This window comes from Kitasatospora sp. NPDC058162, assembly GCF_042884005.1.
Lineage (GTDB): Bacteria > Actinomycetota > Actinomycetes > Streptomycetales > Streptomycetaceae > Kitasatospora.
Genome location: NZ_JBHVUS010000050.1, coordinates 39412 through 57114, shown reverse-complemented (window position 1 = coordinate 57114; position 17703 = coordinate 39412). Strand labels below are relative to the sequence as shown.

The 17703-nt window shown below is 72.0% G+C and carries 14 protein-coding genes; 4 read left to right on the top strand and 10 right to left on the bottom strand.

Annotated features, from left to right (window positions below):
• Positions 1-322: 322 nt before the first annotated feature.
• The 3 genes from ACFVXG_RS42730 to ACFVXG_RS42720 all read right to left on the bottom strand — a co-directional run bounded on the left by ACFVXG_RS42730 (position 323) and on the right by ACFVXG_RS42720 (position 3281).
• Positions 323-1123 (bottom strand): alpha/beta fold hydrolase, encoded by an 801-nt coding sequence (locus ACFVXG_RS42730; protein ID WP_387935904.1) that lies wholly within the window; start codon positions 1121-1123, stop codon positions 323-325.
• Positions 1124-1190: 67 nt separating this feature from the next.
• Positions 1191-1991 (bottom strand): CPBP family intramembrane glutamic endopeptidase, encoded by an 801-nt coding sequence (locus ACFVXG_RS42725; protein WP_387935903.1) that lies wholly within the window; start codon positions 1989-1991, stop codon positions 1191-1193.
• Between the two features lie 108 nt (positions 1992-2099).
• Entirely contained in the window at positions 2100-3281 is a 1182-nt protein-coding gene (locus ACFVXG_RS42720) for an RNA-guided endonuclease InsQ/TnpB family protein (RefSeq protein ID WP_387935902.1), read from the bottom strand.
• Between ACFVXG_RS42720 and ACFVXG_RS42715 the strand changes: the two genes are divergently transcribed.
• Complete coding sequence (locus tag ACFVXG_RS42715; protein WP_387935901.1) at positions 3280-3528, top strand: Arc family DNA-binding protein; 249 nt, start codon at positions 3280-3282, stop codon at positions 3526-3528. The genes ACFVXG_RS42720 and ACFVXG_RS42715 overlap by 2 nt on opposite strands.
• Positions 3525-4193, top strand: coding sequence for a LuxR C-terminal-related transcriptional regulator (locus tag ACFVXG_RS42710; RefSeq protein WP_387935905.1), 669 nt, complete (start codon positions 3525-3527; stop codon positions 4191-4193). Before ACFVXG_RS42715 ends, ACFVXG_RS42710 begins: the two co-directional genes overlap by 4 nt.
• Here ACFVXG_RS42710 and ACFVXG_RS42705 read toward each other — a convergent pair.
• The 7 genes from ACFVXG_RS42705 to ACFVXG_RS42675 form a co-directional block, all read right to left on the bottom strand.
• Complete coding sequence (locus tag ACFVXG_RS42705) at positions 4079-5068, bottom strand: serine/threonine dehydratase (RefSeq protein WP_387935900.1); 990 nt, start codon at positions 5066-5068, stop codon at positions 4079-4081. The two genes, ACFVXG_RS42710 and ACFVXG_RS42705, sit on opposite strands and share 115 nt — an antisense overlap.
• A gap of 91 nt (positions 5069-5159) precedes the next feature.
• Positions 5160-5528, bottom strand: a complete 369-nt coding sequence (locus tag ACFVXG_RS42700) for a hypothetical protein (protein ID WP_387935899.1) — start codon at positions 5526-5528, stop codon at positions 5160-5162.
• 136 nt (positions 5529-5664) lie between these two features.
• Positions 5665-6420 (bottom strand): SDR family oxidoreductase, encoded by a 756-nt coding sequence (locus tag ACFVXG_RS42695; RefSeq protein ID WP_387935898.1) that lies wholly within the window; start codon positions 6418-6420, stop codon positions 5665-5667.
• A 166-nt stretch (positions 6421-6586) separates the two neighbouring features.
• Entirely contained in the window at positions 6587-7282 is a 696-nt protein-coding gene (locus ACFVXG_RS42690) for a hypothetical protein (RefSeq protein WP_387935897.1), read from the bottom strand.
• Entirely contained in the window at positions 7279-11490 is a 4212-nt protein-coding gene (locus ACFVXG_RS42685; protein WP_387935896.1) for an NEW3 domain-containing protein, read from the bottom strand. Before ACFVXG_RS42685 ends, ACFVXG_RS42690 begins: the two co-directional genes overlap by 4 nt.
• 27 nt (positions 11491-11517) lie before the next feature.
• A complete protein-coding gene (locus tag ACFVXG_RS42680) occupies positions 11518-13995 on the bottom strand; it encodes a discoidin domain-containing protein (protein ID WP_387935895.1) in 2478 nt (825 codons plus the stop codon).
• Between the two features lie 211 nt (positions 13996-14206).
• Entirely contained in the window at positions 14207-15232 is a 1026-nt protein-coding gene (locus tag ACFVXG_RS42675) for a LacI family DNA-binding transcriptional regulator (protein WP_387935894.1), read from the bottom strand.
• A 166-nt stretch (positions 15233-15398) separates the two neighbouring features.
• Here ACFVXG_RS42675 and ACFVXG_RS42670 point away from each other — a divergent pair, with 166 nt between their 5' ends.
• Both ACFVXG_RS42670 and ACFVXG_RS42665 read left to right on the top strand, forming a co-directional pair.
• Positions 15399-16688 carry an ABC transporter substrate-binding protein gene (locus ACFVXG_RS42670; protein ID WP_387935893.1) on the top strand — a complete coding sequence of 430 codons (1290 nt, stop codon included), beginning with the start codon at positions 15399-15401 and terminating at the stop codon, positions 16686-16688.
• 138 nt (positions 16689-16826) lie between these two features.
• Positions 16827-17699, top strand: a complete 873-nt coding sequence (locus tag ACFVXG_RS42665) for a carbohydrate ABC transporter permease (protein ID WP_387935892.1) — start codon at positions 16827-16829, stop codon at positions 17697-17699.
• The last annotated feature ends 4 nt before the right edge of the window (positions 17700-17703 follow it).

Sequence of the window (17703 nt, the reverse complement as noted above, 5' to 3'; positions counted from 1 at the left end):
GAACCGCACGGCCCCATCGAGACCGAAGCCGCCCGCCGCCTCGCCGACGACCTCAAGAACGAGTGATCACCCAGTTACCCAACACTTTCTGAGGCGCTCACGAGACGGATCCGTCGCAGGGCCGGGCCCCGACTCCTACCGAGCCGGGGCCCGGCCATGGGCGCGGGCACGGGCATGGGCTCGGACGCTCACGCCGGACGACCGCGGATCGCAGGACCGGCCGCCCGTCAGGTAGAGCGGCAGGGACACGGCCGACAGCACCCCGCACACCAGCAACGCGAACCAGTAACGCCGTGCCGCCGCCATCCGCCCGCCGGACCCCTCAGCCGATCCCGTCGAGGAACTCCGCGAGCACCCCGTGCAGCACCTCGGGCCGCTCCAGGTGCAGGTCATGGCCGGCGCGGGGAACGCTCACGGCCATGGTGGCGGGGCCCTGCCGGAGCATCTCGTCGACTTCCGGCGCCGGGATGAAACCGGACTGCGCCAGGACCACCAGGGTGGGGCAGGTGATCCGCGCCCACTCGTCCAGGAAGGAGCGCCGGGTGAGCTCCGCCAGCGAAGCCACCATCACCTCCCGGTCGAACCGCGGCCACCAGCCGTCCTCGCGCTCCTCCAGCCCGGCCGCCCAGCCCGCGCCGACCGGCCCGCCGCCGAGGAACTCGGCGGCCGCCTCCCGGGAGGGGAACGGCGTCGGCCAGGAGTCGAGCCAACCGCCGACCTCCCCCGCGACCTCCGGGTTCGGCCCACCGGCCCCCGCCTCGACCAGCACCAGCCCGCCCACCAGCGCGGGGTGGGCGGCGGCGGTCAGCATGGCCGTGTGCCCGCCCAGCGACTGGCCCACCAGGACCGGCCGCCGCAGCCCCAACTGCTCGACGACGGCCGTCACATCGGCCACATACGCGGCGCGCGAGACGTCCTCCGGGCGCCGCTCACTGGCGCCGTGCCCGCGCTGGTCGACCGCGACGACGCGATGCCGGGAGCTCAACTCCCCTGCCAGCAGCTCCCATTCACCCGAATGACCGGCCAGTCCGTGCAGCAGCACGACGGGCTGCCCCGGCCCGTCCCAGTCCCGGCAGGCGAGCCGGACCCCGTCGCGCACCACCAGGCGCTCGGACCATGCCACGTTCGGGACCTCCAGGGAACACAGGGGATCGGGCGGTCCTCGATCATGCCGCAACGCCCGACGGTGATCAACGGGGTTCGACCGCACGGCCGGGGGACAGCCGCCGCCCCGTACCCCGCCGGTACGCCAGCCAACTGCCCAGCACGGCAAGGGCGGTCACCGGCCAGGTCGAGACGCTCAACGGGCCGGCGAGCAGCGGGTCGACGAGGCGGTCCGAGACCTCGCGGGTCAGCGGCAGCGTGAACTCGTTGAGCGACAGGTGCGCCGCGACGGCCGCCCAAACCGACCCGGTGGCCAACCGGACGGTGGCGATCACCGTCCCGAGCAGCATCGCGGTCACCACGGCCACGGGTATGCCCAGCAGGACCGAGTGGCCGGGGTAGCTCCCGCCGAGGGCCGTCATCGGGACGTGCCAGGCCCCCCAGATCGCGCCGCCGATCAGCAGGCCGCAGGTCCGGCCGTAGCGGAGCAGCCGGGGCAACAGGTATCCCTGCCAGCCGAGTTCCTCACCGAAGTACAGCGGGACGGACAGCAGCGCACTGAGTACGAGCGGCGCGATCGTCGCGGGCCCGGACAGGTGCGCGGGGGTGTACCAGCCGGCCGCCGTGGCCAGGGCCAGGCCGGCGGCGGTGAGGCCGAGCGGGATCGTGAGCGCGACGGCGACGGAGCGGACCTCGTGCCGCCACGGGGTCGACCTGGCGAGTCCGAGCACCCGCGCGGCCTCGCGCGGCCCCCGGCCGCGTGCGGTGAGGCCGAAGGCGGTCAGCGCCGGCACCAGCATCATCAGGATCATGCACAGCGCCGCGAGCCGCGGGGTCCCCTGCGCGGCGTCCGTGCGGCGGAGGCCGTCGAGCCAGAGCGGGATCATGTTGACTGCTCCCCCGCCTGAAGGCGGGGGACTCCGCCTTCGTCTGGGGGATTTCCGACTCGGGCTGCATGGTGGCCCTGCGGACCGCCGTGTCTTACGCCCTCAACATCAGCCGGGTACGAGTCCAGCCCGGATGAGCATCACGCGTGCGGAGTTCTTGTCCCGGGGGGATGAGACTCCGCACACGGTGCAGGTGTAGGTGCGCATTCCCAGCGGCAGTGCATGCTTGGCTCTCGTCATGCAGTGCGCGCAGTCCATCGTGGTGTGCGCGGGGTGGACCAGGTGCACGGTCCGGCCGTGCTTGCGGCCCATCTCGATCAGGGCACGCTTGACCGAGCCGATGGCGGCGTCGGCGGCTTTCCTTCCCATGGTGGTCTTGGCGAGGAACTTCGGCCGGAAGTCCTCCACCGCAAGGGCATCGTGGTCGCGGACCACGGACTTGGCCCACTTGCGGGCCGTGTCGGTCCGCTGGTTGGCGACCTTCTTGTGCAGCTTGGCTGTCTGGCGCTTCGCTTCGCGGTAGCCCTTGGATGCGGGCTTGCCCTTGGAGGGCTTGCGGCGTGCCATGCGGCGCTGGTACTTGGCCAACGCGGCGGCGGCGTTCTTCCCGTGCTGCGCGTGCGGTAGGTCGTGCAGGTCGCTGGTGGTGGTCGCGGTCTCCTTGACGCCCCAGTCGATGCCTATCACCGCGCCGGTCGCGGGCAGCGGCTCGGTAGTGGTGGCGACGACGAACGACGCCCACCAGTGCCCTACGGCGTCCCGGTACACGCGCACCGACGACGGCGCGGACGGAAGGGCACGCGACCATGCCACCGTCAGCACGATGCCGCCCGCGAGGTGCAGGCGACCATCCTTCAACCGGAACCCGCGCCGCGTGTAGTTCAGGCTGGACGGCGCCTCGCGCTTCTTCTTCGGCTTCGGCATCCCGGCGCGGCGGTGCTGTGGAAGCTTCGCCTTGATGTCCTTGAGGGCCTTGGCGCGGGACTTGGCGAAGTCCCGGATGATCTGCTGCTGCGGAACCGAAGCGCCCTCCCGCAGCCACGACATGGCGGCGCGGGCATCGGTCAGCATCTTGTCGAGCTGCGCTGGACCGCACGTCACCTTGTCCGCGCCCTGAGGCCGCGCATTGTTAGCGGCGGCAGTCTTGCGGGACTGGTGGACGCACTCATTCCAGATCCAGCGGCATCGTCCCCACTCCGCCTCGAGCAGAGCGAGCGCGGTGGACGACACGCGAAGTCGGTAGGTGTACCGGGCATGCCCGACCTCCCCGGACTCCTTTAGTGTCGCCATGGTGTCAGTTTACCACTACTCTTGTGACATGGATCACGAAACACGCATCACCCTACGGCTCCCCGCTGACACCCACGCATGGCTGACCACGCAGGCCAAGCTCAACAGACGGTCCCTCAACTCCGAAATCGTGCACCGACTTGAGGTCGCTCACCGCGCCACGCCACCTGAGACGCCGGATCGCCTTGACTGCGATACGGCCACCGCTGACCCACTACGCGGGAAGCCCGAGTCCTCCCCCGCCTGAAGGCGAGGACATCCTCCGGTTACTCGGTGACCGCCGCCGTCACCCACCGGCCGGACGTGGCCGTGGTGGACGTCCGCCTCCCCCCGACCTTCACCGACGAGGGCATCAGGGCCGCGCTGCGCGCCCGGGAACGCGTCCCCGGGCTGCCGATCCTCGTGCTCTCCCAGTACGTCGAGGACACCTACGCCCGCGAGCTGCTAGCCGACGGCACCGGCGTCGGCTACCTGCTCAAGGACCGGGTCGCCCGGGTCGACGACTTCCTCGACGCGCTGCACCGGGTGGCGGCCGGCGGCACCGCGCTGGACCCAGATGTGGTCCGGCAGTTGCTCGCGACGCGCGGCAGCCCGCTGTCACGGCTCACCGAGCGCGAACGCGAGGTGCTCGCGATGATGGCCCAGGGGTACGGGAACTCCGAGATCGCCGATCGCCTCGTGGTCACCGAGCGGGCCGTGCACAAGCACGTCGGCAACATCTTCCTGAAGCTCGACCTCCCGCCCGAGGACAGCGGCGACCGGCGCGTCCTCGCCGTCCTCACCTACCTCGGCGCCCCTCAGCGCCCCTCGGCGGCGGGCCCGACGTCCGGGGTCGCGACCACCAGGTCGGACGGATCGGTGTTGGCCCCGCACAGCACCACGCAGACCTTCTCGCCGGGCTCGGGCCGGTAGCCGCCGGCCTGGCCGTTCAGCGCCGCCAGGGCGGTGGCGGCGCCGTGCTCGACGACCACCCGGTGGTCGTCCCAGAGGGCTCGGCGCGCCCGGACGATCTCGGCGTCCGGCACCAGCACGGAGCGGACGCCGTCCAGCCGGGCCGCCCGGACGGCCGCGGCCGAGACCCGCCGGGCGCCGAGCGAGTCCGCGGCGACCGAGTCCACCGCCACGTCGACCGGGCGGCCCGCTGCCAGGGCCGCGTTCAGCGCGCGGCAGTTCTCCGGCTCCACCGCGACCGTACGGATGCCGTGCTCCCGGGCGGCGGTGGCGACGCCCGCGAGCAGCCCGCCGCCGCCCACCGCGACCACCACGGTGTCCAGGCCCGGGATCCGGTCGCGGATCTCCTCCAGCAGCGTGCCCGCCCCGGCCGCGATCAGCGGATGGTCGTACGCGTGCGCCGCGAGCGCACCGCCGGCCGCCGCGAACTCCGCGCAGGCCGCCTGGGCCTCCGCGTACTCCGAGCCGACCAGCCGCACGTCGGCGCCGTAGCCGCGGAGCTTGGACACCTTCACCGGCGGCGCCGTGGTCGGCACGAACACCGTTGCCGGGACGCCCTGTTGCCGGGCCGCCCAGGCGCACGCCAACCCGGCGTTGCCGCCGGAGGCGATGGTCACCCCGGTGTCGGGGAGGGTGCCGGCCTCGCGGTGCGCCTGGAGGAAGTTCTGCGCACCGCGGGCCTTGAACGACCCGGTGTGCTGCATGAACTCCAGCGCCAGCCACAGCTCACCGGACCGCCCGGACGGCGGATCGACCGCCGTCAGGGCGACGGGACGGACCCGCCCGGCGATCCGCTCGGCGGCGGCCTCGACGTCCTCGTACGTGAGTTCCCGCATGGCACAGCTCCCTTGCCGTTCGACCCACCCTGCGGGGCCTCCGGTGTCACCGGAGGCCCCGCAGGTACCGGAGTCTCCGGAAGTTACCGGATCAGGAGACGCGCTTCAGCTGCCAGGCGTTGTTGTTGAAGCTCGGGTTCGACCAGGCGACGCAGCTGCTGGTGTAGTACGAGCTGGTCTGGATCCAGCCCGCGGGCGGGTAGGTGGTGCCGCAGGCCTGGACCACGGTACCGACGGGCAGGCCGGTGAGCTGCTTGATCTGCTTGATGTTCGGGCTGAAGCTCTGCGTACCGCAACTGCTGCTGTAACCCCAGCTCACATCGACGAAACCCGCCGGGGTGGCCGTACTTGCGCACGTGGTCGTGACATCGCCCGGGGCGGCCTGGGCGGGCGCCGCAGTAAGGGCGAACATAGCGGCGGTGCCCGCGATGGCCATACAGGTGGTGCGGAGGCGAATCATGGGTGATGGCTCCTTCTGATCCAGGGTGGCTGCTCAGGCCGTGGAGCTATTCATATGGGCTGATCATCTGTTTCGGATAGCGACTTTCAGGCCTATAGATCCACCGCCTGAAGGGGCCTCCGTCACGCGGATCCGCTCAGAACATCGCGCCGTTGGCGCGCACCGTCTGGCCGGACACCCAACCCGCCTCGTCGCCGACCAGCCAGCCCACCACCGGGGCGATGTCCCCGGGGTGCCCGATCCGGCCGCGCGGGCTGTGGTTCGCGGCGGCGGCCATCGACTCCGGGGTCTCGGCGTCCCGGTAGAAGGACGTGTCCACCGGGCCGGGGGCCACCGCGTTGACCGTGATGCCGCGCGCGCCCAGCTCCTTGGCCGCCGCCAGGACCATGCGCTCGACGGCGGCCTTGCTGCCCGAGTAGAGCCCGTACGGTCCGGTCATCACCGAGGTCAGCGTGGTGGAGAGGATCACGTACCGGCCGCCGTCCGCGAGTGTGCGCGCCGCCGCCCGCAGGCTGTAGAACGCGCTGCGGGTGTTCAGGTCGATCACCCGGTCGAACTCCTCGTCGGTGATCTCGGCCAGCGGCTTCTTGAGCACCATGCCGGGCAGGTGCACCACGATGTCGAGCCGCCCGTGCCGCTCCACCACGCCGGCGAACAGCGCGGTGACGTCCGCGGACACGGCGGCGTCGGAGCGCACCGCCTCCGCGGTGACGTCGTGCTTGCGCAGCGCCGCGACGGTCTGCTCGGCCGCCTGTGCGTCGTTGGCGTAGCTGATCACCACGGTGGCGCCGCGCGCCGCCAGCACCTCGGCGCAGGCCGCGCCCTGGTTGCGGCTACCGCCCACCACGATCGCGACCTTGCCCGTGAGATCGCGAACTCTTGCCTCTGCCATGACAGTTCTCCTTGATCCACCCGTGGAGTACGACTGATGGATCATCACATGAGGTGCGCCGGGACGCCTCATCGATCGTGTGCTGGCGAAATATGACCCATGGTCATGCGCCTGCAAGGGCCCCGCCACGCACCCGGCCTGCCCTGTGGGGCATCGACCGGGCTGGTCAGTGGCGGTGGTGGTTGTCGGGTTGGGCCGGGTCGCCGGGGTGTTCCAATCCTTCGACCAGGGTGAGGCGTCGGGCTCGCTCGTGATCCAGCCAGCGGACGAACTCCGCCCTTCGCGCGGCGTCCCGGAGGGCCGGGGTGGGGTCGGGGTACTGCGGTACGGCCAGGGTGGCGAGGAGCATCGCCGTCCAGGGGCCTACGGTGACCCACTCGCCCGGCGGGGATGCGCGGAGCGCTTCGGCGAGGGCCTCCGGGAGGGTGTCGGGGTCGGCTTCGAAGCCGCCGTCGGGGAGGGCGAGGTGCCAGCGGGTGGCCGGTGGGCGACTGGTTACGGCGCGGTAGTGGGCGAGGTCGGCGGCGGACGGCTCGATACAGGCGGTCACGGATGCGTAGACGGCGCGGACGGCTGCGCTGCCCTCGTAGGCGGCTGCCGTGATGGAGCCGAGTTCGACGGCGGCCTGTTGGTCGAGGCGGGCCGGGCCGGAAGCGGAAACCGGCAGGCCGCGTTCGGTGGCGACCGTCTCGCAGAGGGCCTCGGTCAGCAGCACCTGCGCCACCCACCGGGTGAGCTGCCGGTCCTCCGAACTGCCGGGCAGGGGCAGGGCGGTGGCGCGCGGGCCGCCCCGCAGGGCGGCGAGGCGCGCGTCGAGGGCCGTGCGCGGGAGGGGGCGTCCGTCGAGCAGGCCGAGAGTCACGCCTCCACCACCAGGGCGACGGTCGGGGCGTACTGGCAGCGGCCGAACCACATGACCTTGGCCAGGGCCCAGTACGCGCCGGGGTCCAGCGACTCGGGGGCGGTGATCTCGAACTCGGCGGTGACGGCCGTGTCGGCCGGGACGGCGAAGCCGCGCACCGGGTCGGCGATCGCCTCCCACGTCCCCCAGGGCGAGACCAGTTGCAGCTCGCCCCGGATCTCGCCCCGGGTCCGGTTGGTGAGGGTGAGGCCGAGGGCGGCCCGCCCGCCGGGGGCGACCCGCAGGACCTCGGCAGAGACCTCGACGGACAGCCCGGTGTCCCGGCCGGTCGCCGCCTTGGTGCCCTGGGCGGCCGTCCAGTCCTCGGGGGCGTCGCCGGGGACGGGGAGCAGGTCGGGGAGGTCGCCGACGGCGATGGTCACCACGTCCTCGATCTGCTGGCCGTCGTGCTCGATCCGGACGGCGGCGAAGTGCAGCCCGGGCCGGGCGTCCGCCGGCGGGGTGAGGGTGACGGGGAACCGCAGGTGGCCGTCGGGGGCGAGCCGGTACGGGCGGCTGCCGAGGCTGCTCGCCCAGCCCTCCGGGGGCAGCACGACCGCCGTGCCCTCGACGGCGGCGTCCCGCAGCTGGGAGGAGAGGGCCACGGACAGGGTCACCGCCTCCCCCGCCGTCCGCAGCAGCCCGGGCGAGGCGCCGACCGACACCGGCAGGTAGCCGAGCGGGGCCGGGCCCCGGTTGTGCAGCCAGTAGCGGGCGTGCACGGGTTGGGCGGGTTCGGCGACCGGGCCGAGCACCGGGCCCTCGGGCCGGACCGCGACGCCGGGGACCACAACGCCGGGGGCGGCGAGCAGGGTGGCGATCCGCGAGCCGGCGAGGACCAAGTCGGCCGGACCGTCAGGGCGTTCCAGCAGGTCGGCCGACCGCAGCTCCGTCAGACCGAGCGCACCACCCAGCTCAGCCGTCCGCCCGAGGCCGGTCGACTCGACCAGCCGGACGGTGAGTTCGCGCCCCACCGGAGCCGCCGAGCCGTGGGCGATCGGGTTCCCGGCCGGCTTGAGCGCGCCGAGCAGCACCTCGCGCTGCGGTTCGACCCGCAGCCAGGACAGGGTGGCCGGCAGCGGACCGTCCTGCGGCGCGGCCACGATCCGCGCGTACAGCGGGTGGTTGAACTCCTGGCCCTGCGCGGGCAGCGTCTGCGTCCGCCAGTCGCCGTCGCCGCCGACCAGTGCGTAGCTGAACTCATGCGTCCAGTGCTGGAGTTGGAAGGAGGCGCCGTCCGGCAGGGTGCGCCGGGGCGGGTCGATCCAGACGCCGGACGGCCAGCCGGTGCAGGAGCGCATCAGCGACAGGTGCAGTGCGCCGGTGGTGTCCACCGCGAAGCCGGGCAGGCCGAAGCTGAGCAAGGCCACGGTGTGGTCGGCGAGTTCCTCCGACACCGAGGCCGACACCGGCGCCGGGCAGACGGCACTGATCCGGGCGTCCGCGAGGTCGTCCACCAGCGCCGGCAGGTCGGACACCACCAGCGCGGGCAGCGAGCGCAGGTCCCGCAGGTCAGCGTCCGGCCGCCACACCTCGGCGAGCGGGGTCAGTGCCGGCACCCACACCGCGCCGTGCGCCTTGAGCACGGCCGCGTACTCCTCACCCGCCCGGTCGATCAACTCCCGTGCTGCTTCGTTGACTTCCGGACCGCCGACGACGATCCGGAAGTCCGGCAGGTTGGAGTCCACGTCCAGCCAGCCGTACCGCGCCCAGTCCGCGCCCGAGGTGGTGGCGGTGACCCCGACCCGGGCGAGGGCGACCACCAGCGGGCGGGCGTCGGCGGCCTCGTCCAGGGTCGGCACGACCACCTCGGCCACGCCGAGCGCCCGCGCGCCCACGGCCGCCCCCGCCGGGTCGGTGAGCTCCACCCGCGCGGTGGAGCCCAGGCCGAACCAGGTGTTGGCCAGGTTGTCCAGGGTCCACGGCGCCTCCGCCGAGTCGACGTCCGGCATCGCGAAGCCGCGCCCGACGACCGCCCCCGCGACCTCGCTGACCGGGAGCCCGCCGGGGACGTCCACCGGGAAGCGCAGCCGCAGCAGCCGGTCGGCGCCGGAGTAGTCGACCACCCTGGTCCGGCAGTCGACCCGGTCCAGGCCGTGCCAGAGCGTCACGGTCTGTTCGTAGCGGAGGCCGTCGACCGTCCCGTCGATCACCAGCCGCTCGCCGAGCGGACCGGTCTCACGGCGTACCGACGCAACCGCGGCCCCGGAGCCGACCACCGGCCCGCTGGGCACCAGGTGCCAGGGGCCCTCGCCGAAGTCGGGGTGCTGCGGGTACTCCTCGTACACCCGCAGTTCGTTGCCGATCCGGCCGGCCTGGATCAACTCCCGTGCGTGCCGCAGGTCGTAGACCGAGCTGAGCCCGCCACCGCGGGCGGGGTCGGCCGTCACCCGGTACCGCGCGTTGGCGATCACCGCACCCTCGGCCTCGTCCCAGGCCGAGGCCGACGGCGCCCCGGAAACCAGCCGCCAGGTACGCCAGCCCAGGGCCGGGACGTCAGCTGCCAGGAACCGCAGCACTCCCCGGTCGACGGCGCTCGGCACCGCCGCGCCCGCCTGGTCCAGGACCCGCACCGACCCGACACCGCCCGGGAGTTGGACCGACACCAGGTCCGTCCGGTCGAAGGACAGCGTGTTGGTCACCACGACCGCCGACCCGACGCCGACCGTCGAGATCTGCGCCGTCAACGCGTCCAGGGAGGCGTCCCGGACGGCTGAGGCAAGATCGTACGCCTCCCGCCAGCCGCCCAGCAGGTCCAGGTACACCTGGTCGGACTCGCTCCCCGTGATCGCGTCGTGGTGCGCCCCGTAGGCGAGTTGGCGCCACACCTTGTCGAGTGCGGCCGCCGGGTAGCTCCCGAGCCCGTTCACCACCGCCAGCGCGGCGAGCTTCTCCGCGTCCACCGCCGCGACCTCGCCCGCCCGTTGGGCCTGCTTGGTGTCGATGTACGAGACGTCCTTGCCGGTGTACACCGGGTTCATGTCGCGGGTCTGCGGGCTGGGCCGGCGCCCGGTGGCGGCGAGTTCGGCCCGGACGGCGTCCAGGAAGTCGCGCGGGGTGGCGCAGACGAAGCGCGGCCACAGGTACTTGTCGGCCCAGGAGCGGTGGATCGCGGTGACCCACTTGTTCGGCGGGGTGTAGTCCGTCCCCACCGGCAGCAGCAGGTTCTTCGTCGCGCCCACCGGCTTGAGTTTCCGGTACAGCTCGTAGACGGCCTGCTCGGCGGCGGCGAGGTCGGGCGAGGAGTCCATCCACCAGCCGGCCGAGTAGTGGTGCGGCATGTAGTGGGTGAGCACGCCCTCCCCGCCGGGGGCGATCCACTCGAACTCGCTGGGGAACTGCATCACCCGGGCGTCGTCCTTGCCCTGGCGGAAGTTCTTCTGGATCGGGCCCCACTGGTGGAACGGCCCGCGCGCCCAGGCACTGCCGGTCAGGCCGGCCGCGGCGAGGTGGCCGGGGAACTGCGGGTCGTGCCCGAACACGTCGAGCTGCCAGGCAGTTCGGGGGTCACCGCCGAGGATGTCGCGCTGGTAGCCGATGCCGTAGACGATGTTGCGGATGGTGGTCTCGGCGCCGGTGAGGTTGGTGTTGGGCTCGTTGTAGGTGCCGCCGACCAGTTCGACCTGCCCGCGCTCCAGCAGCGTCCGGAGCACCTCGCGGCGCTCCGGGTGCTGGTCGAAGTACGGTTTCAGGTAGTCGACTTCGGCAAGCACGAACTTGTACACCGGGTCCCGCAGGGCGAGGTCCAGGTGGGCGTCCACGAGGGCGAAGCCGTTGCGCTCCCAGAGCGGCCGGGTGGTGGCGTCGGCGGCGAGCAGTTCCCACGGCGAGGTGTAGGCGGCCTGGGTGTTCCACCAGACCGGGTCGTAGTGGAAGTGGGAGACCAGGAACATCGTCCAGCCGGGTTCGGCGACCTCCACGGTGCCGGCCGCCTCGCACGCTGCCACCCGTACGGTGACGGGCAGTCGGGCGCCGACGGCCGCTCCGGTGATCTCCAGGGGGACTTCGACCGGCCCCGTGCCGGTCGCCTCGCCGCGGACGCCCGCACCGGTGACGGTGATCCGGGCGGCCGGGCCCTCGACCGTGACCCGCAGCAGCTGGCGCGGGGCGTCCTCGGGCCCGGTGAACAGGTCGGTGCTCTCGACCGCGGTGATGGTGGTGACCGGCACGGGGGTTGGTCCTTTCGGTACGGAGGCCTACTGGCCCCAGGCCTCGAACTCGTAGACGCGGGCGGCCGGATCGTTGTTCTGGGTGGGCTTGGTGATGACCAGCCGGACGTAGCGGGCGGTGGTGTCCACCGGGTGGGTGGTGGTGCCCGCGGTGTTGCCGGTCACGGTGGCGACCGTCGTCCAGGGATCGGTGGTCTTCGAGCGGACCTGCACCGAGAAGTCCCGGGTGTTGTACGAGGCGCTCTCCCCGCCCGCCGACGCGTGCTTGACCACGAACTTCGACAGCTTCTTCGCCGAACCGAGGTCCACCTCCAGCCACTTGGCGGCCGTCAGCGTGCACCACTTGTCACTGGTCCCGCCGCTGACGCTGCCGTTGACGGCCTTGGCCGGGCCCTCGTTGGCGTTGCACTGGCCGGAGGCGGTGGCGGGGCGGTTCAGCGCCAGGTTCACCGACCCCGTCGGCGGGGTGCCGTTCCAGCCCACCGTGGTGGAGGCGACGGCCGAGTGCCCGTAGGTGGTGGAGACGGCTTCCACGTCCAGCGTGGTGGCGGCCTCGGTGCCCGCCCGGTCGAGCCGCCCGACGAAGTAGGCGTCGTTGGGCGTGGCGCCCAGGAAGGTCCGGCTGCCGTCCGCGTTGCGCCGGTACACCTCGTAGTGGTGGACGTTGCCGCCGGGAGCCGCCGTCCAGGAGAGCCGCAGCGACTGGCTGACGCCCGCCGTGACGTCGCTCGCACCCAGGACGGTCAGCCCGCTGGGCGCGGCCGGGGTCTGCACCGCGCCGTCGTAGAGGGCGACTTGGCCGACCCGCAGGTCGTAGGCCGGGTCGGTGCCGTCGACCTGGAGGGCGAGCTGGGCGATGGTGCGGCCCGCGTACGGGGAGAGGTCGAGGGTGTGCCGCTCCCAGCCGGTGCCGGCGTTGTCCCCGACGTCCACGGTGGTGAAGCTGCCCGGGGTGTCGGTGAAGGAAACCGCGGCCTTGAGCTTGGTCGGGCCGGCGGCGGGGGTCTTGACCACCAGGTCGAGCTTGGTGTCCGCGGCGACCGGCAGGCTGGTCTGGTAGAGCCGCACGGTGTTGGTGGCGTCCAGGGTGCCGGTCAGCCGCAGTGAGGAGCCGCCCTGGTAGGCGTCGGTGAAGTCGACGGACGGGCTGAGCCTGCTGCCGCTGGAGTCGACCACCCAGCGGTAGGTCGGCGGGACGTCCTGGAGCGAGAGGTTGTTCCAGCCGCCGGTGGCGACCCGGGTGCCGGCCGCGTTGTAGAAGTCGCCCTGGCCGGTGTCGAAGTTGGTGACGAAGGGCTTGGCGGTGATCGGCGAGGACTCGGCGACGTAGCCCGCCAGACCGGGCCACCCGGAGGAGAGGTCGACCTTGGACGGGTCGTTGTTGGCGCCGACCCAGTAGCGGGCGTCCTTGGCGTAGAAGTCGGCCCGGTCGGTGGCGGACTTCCAGGTCCACTCAGGGCGGTAGAGGCCGAGCGAGGTGGAGTGCGGCTGCCCGGACGGGAAGAGGGTGTTCCAGTCCACCGAGGTGTTGTAGCCGTTCGCCTCGGTGTCGATACCGGAGTACAACTCGTACTCGCTGCGGCCGAGTTGCCGGGCCAGCGTGCGGGAGGAGTCCAGGCCGTCCGGCGTCCAGCCGAAGTTGAGGAACATCGAGTCCGAGGTTCTCTTCGAACCGTCCTGCAGGAAGGGCGAGTTGGCGGAGGTGAGGGCGTTCTGCCAGTCGACCGCGCCGGACGTGGTCATCGCGTCGTACCACATGAACTCGGTGTCGGTCTGCGCCTTGGTGTACTGCATCAGGTTGCGCACTTCGGTGGCGAGGCCCGAATCCCCGCCGCCGGTCTCCTGGTTGATGAACCAGCCGTCGAAGCCGTAGTACCGGGCGGCCTGGGCGAGCTTGTCGGCGACGGGGTAGCGGTTGCCGGACTTCTGGACGAAGTCGCGCACCCACTGGAGCTGGCCGCCGTACGCGGCGGGCGGGAAGAACACGGTGCCGTAGACCTTCACGCCGTTGCGGTGGGCGGCGTCGATCACGGTCGGGTTGGGCGCGAGGATCAGGCCCTCGCCGGCCGAGCCGCCCCAGAACACCAGCTTGTCGACGTACTGCCAGTAGCCGAAGGCGTAGTAGTTGGGGTCGGCGGAGCCCTGGGAGGGGTTGTTGGAGGTGGGGCCGAAGGAGACCAGCGAGGCGATCTTCCCCTCGCCCGCATGGGCGTTGGGGTTGGCGGCCAGCGCCGGGTCGCTGGTGCGCGGCTGCAGCGGGACGCGGGAGCGGTTGAACCGGGCGTCCGGGTCGGTGGCTGGGTCCCAGGTGAGGATCGTGTTCGGGTACCAGTAGGAGGCGTACGGCTGGCTGCCCGGACCGGCGGCAGTGGGGGCACCTAAGGCGCCGGCCGGAGCGGTCGTCGGCGGCGGTGCGGCGACGGGGGCGGCCCAGGCGGAGGGGGTGGCGGTCAGTGCGGCCGTCGCGAGGACGGCGCTGAGCAGCAGGGGGAGGCGTCGTGACATGCGGGGGCTCCGATCGGGCGGAGGAGCGGAGGAGGTGGGGGCGGGCCCGCCGTCGTGGACGGGGGCCGGCCGCATGCGGGCGTGCCGGTGCTGAACCGAGGGAAGCCGGAGGCCGGAGGAGCGGGCAGCAGGAGCGGACCCTCTCGGCGCAGCGAGGCTAAACCGGTTCAGAACGACTGTCAACGACTCGGACAACAACCACCCGACGGGGCTAGAAACCGCCACCGGGCGGCGAGGTGGACTCCCGTACGGTCAGCCGGGGCGTGGGCATCTGGAGGTCCCGCCCGTCCCCGGCGCCGTCCAGCGCCTCCAGCAGGCTGCGCGCGACCTGCTCGCCGAGCGCGAAGGTGTCCCGGCTGAGTGCGGTCAGCGGCGGGTGGACGATCCGGGCGAGCACCGAGTCGTCGAAGGAGACGATCGACAGCTCCCCGGGCACCGAAACACCCATCTCCCCGGCCACGCCGAGCCCGGCGACGGCCATCACGTCGCTGTCGTAGACGATCGCGGTGGGCCGGGCGGCCCGGGAGAGCAGCGTGCGGGTGGCCGCCGCGCCCTCGGCGTCGCTGAAGTCGGTGGGCACCGACACCGCCTCCTCCAGCCCGAGCCGGCGCGAGGCGTCGCGCAGCGCGCGGATCCGGCGCTGGGTGTGCTGGAAGTGCGGGAGCCCGGCGAGGTGGGCGATACGGCGGTGCCCGATGGCGGCCAGGTAGTCGACGATGGAGAGCATCGCCTCCCGGTCGTCGGCCCAGATCCGCAGCTGGTTGCCGCCCTTGCCGGGCCCGCCGAGGACGACGGCGGGCAGCCCGAGCTCGTCCAGCACGGGCAGTCGCGGGTCCTTGACCTGGAGGTCGACCACGATGAAGCCGTCCACCCGGTGTTCGGAGGCCCAGCGGCGGTAGACCTCGATCTCGGCGGCGGTGTCCTCGACGACCATCAGGTGCAGCGCGACCGAGCTGGCCGAGAGCACGGCCTGGAGGCCGGAGAGCAGTTGGCTGAAGAACGGCTCGACGCCGATGGTGCGGGCGGGGCGGGCGATCACCAGGCCGACGGCGTCGGAGCGGGCGCCGCCGAGGGCGCGGGCGGCGCTGTGCGGGCGCCAGTTCATCTCCTCGGCGACCCGCAGGATCCGGTCCCTGGTCGCCTCGCTGACACCGGGGCGGCCGTTGAGCGCGAAGGAGACCGCGCCCTTGGAGACGCCGGCCTGGCGCGCGATGTCGGCGATCGTCGGTCTGCCCACAGGATCCGACTCCTCTCTTGACAGTCAAGTTTAGGCGGGAGCATAGTCCCTGCCAGAGCTAGACCGGTTTAGTTATTGCGGGACCTGACATCCAGCAGGTTCCGACATCCAGCAGGTTCTGACCTCCACCACCCACCCCAGAACCCAGGACCACCGGGAGACCCTCATGCGAAGAATCTGGGCGGCACTGACGACGACGGCCCTCACCGCGGCGGCCCTCACCGGCTGCGGACTCGGCTCCGGCGACACCAAGACCAGCGACAACGTGGCGAGTGCGGCCGCCACCGGCGAGGTCAAGGGCAAGGTCTCGATCCAGACCTGGGCGCTCAAGCCGAAGTTCACCGACTACATGCAGGGCGTGATCGACGGCTTCAAGAAGAAGTACCCCGGCGTCGAGGTCGACTGGCTGGACCAGCCCGGCGAGGGCTACTCCGACAAGGTGCTCAGCCAGGCCGCCTCCGGCACCCTGCCCGACGTGGTCAACCTCCCGCCGGACTTCGCCTTCCCGCTCGCCAAGAAGGACGTCCTGCTGGACGTGGCCAAGGCCGACCCCAAGCTCGCCGACGAGTACGTGGCCGGCGGCGTGGGCGCCTACCGCTACCACGGCTACCAGGGCACCTTCGGCTACCCCTGGTACCTCAACACCGATGTGAACTACTGGAGTTCAGAGCTCCTCACGAAGAACGGGCTGGACCCCAAGAAGCCCCCGACCACCCTCGACGAGCTGATCGCCCAGGCCCGGGTGATGAAGGAGAAGTCCGGCGGCCAGGCCTACCTGATGAGCCGCAAGCCCGGCCTCGGCGACCTCTACAACATCGGCGTCAAGATCATGGCCGACGACGGCAAGTCCTTCACCTTCAACACCCCCGAGGCCGCCGCGCTGCTCGACAAGTACCGCGACGCCTTCAAGGAGGGCCTGATGCCGAACGGGGTGCTCACCGACACCTACGCCGGCAACTCCAAGCTGTTCAGCGCCGGCACCGCGGCCTGGACCACCGGCGGCGGCAACTTCATCACCAGCCTCGCCACCGACAACCCCACCCTCGCCCCGAAGGTCGTCCCCTCCCCCGCGATGGGCACCCCGCCGCTGTACGTCCAGGGCCTGTCCATCCCGAAGAACACCAAGAACCCGGCCGCCGCGGTCGCCCTGGCCCGCTGGGTCACCAGCCCCGAGAACCAGGCCGCCTTCGCCCACCTGACCAGCGTCTTCCCGTCCACCAAGGCCTCCGCGAACGACCCGTTCTTCAGCCGGAGCGACGGCACCAACGCGGGCGACGCCAAGGTGATCGCCTTCACCTCGCTCGCCAAGGCCGAGCTGATCCAGCCGGTCGAGGTGGACGACGCGATGGGCACCATCGTCAAGCAGCAGTTCGCCCTCGCCATCAGCGGCCAGAGCAGCTCCAAGCAGGCCCTGGACACCGCCGTGGAGCAGTGCGACAAGCTCCTCAAGGGCTGACCCCCACCGCGCACGGAGCCCGACCCCCGGCCCGCGACCCCCACGGCACCTCGACGTCCCGTACCGGCGAAGCGGCGGGTCCTCCCCCACACCCGCCGCCCCGGGCCCCGGAAGGCCCAGCCCCAGGAAGGCATCCGCATGACCCACCGGCGCTGGTTCACCCCCTGGCTGCTCGCCGGCCCCGCGATAGTCTGGCTGGCCGTCTTCAACCTCTGGCCGGCCGTCAACACGGTGATCCTCTCCTTCACCAACGCCAAGCCCATCGGCGGCGGCCGGTTCACCGGCCTGGAGAACTACGGCCGCCTGCTGGACGACGCCCAGCTCGCCGACGCCCTGCTCAACAGCATCGTGTTCATGCTGGTCTGCCTCCCCCTGCTGACCGTCCTGCCGCTGCTGCTCGCCCTGCTGGTCCAGCGCCGGATCCCCGGCATCACCTTCTTCCGGACCGCCTTCTACACCCCGGTGATCGCCTCCGCCGTCGTGGTGGCGCTGATCTGGGGCTGGGTGCTGGACGACCGGGGCCTGGTCAACGGCCTGCTCCAGGAGGGCGGCCTGGCCCACTCGCCGGTCCCCTTCCTCACCGACCGCTGGCTGCTGCTGTTCAGCGCGATCGCCCTGACCGTCTGGAAGGGCCTCGGCTACTACATGGTCATCTACCTGTCCGCCCTCGCCAACGTCCCGCACGAGCTGCACGAGGCGGCGGCCGTGGACGGCGCGAGCCCGCTGCGCCGCTTGTGGCACATCACCCTGCCGGGGGTGCGTCCGACCATGGTGCTCATCTCCGCGCTGATCTCGGTGAGTTCGCTGCGCGTCTTCTCCGAGCTGTACGTACTCTCCAACGGACTGGGCGGCCCCGGCGGCCGCGACATGTCGGTGGTGATGCTGATCCAGATGTACAGCCGGGGCTTCAACGGCCACCTGGGCTACGCCTCCGCGCTCAGCCTGCTGCTGTTCGTCGTCACGCTCGGCCCGATGCTGTTCCTGCTGCGGCTGAACCGGAAGGCGGCCTGACCCC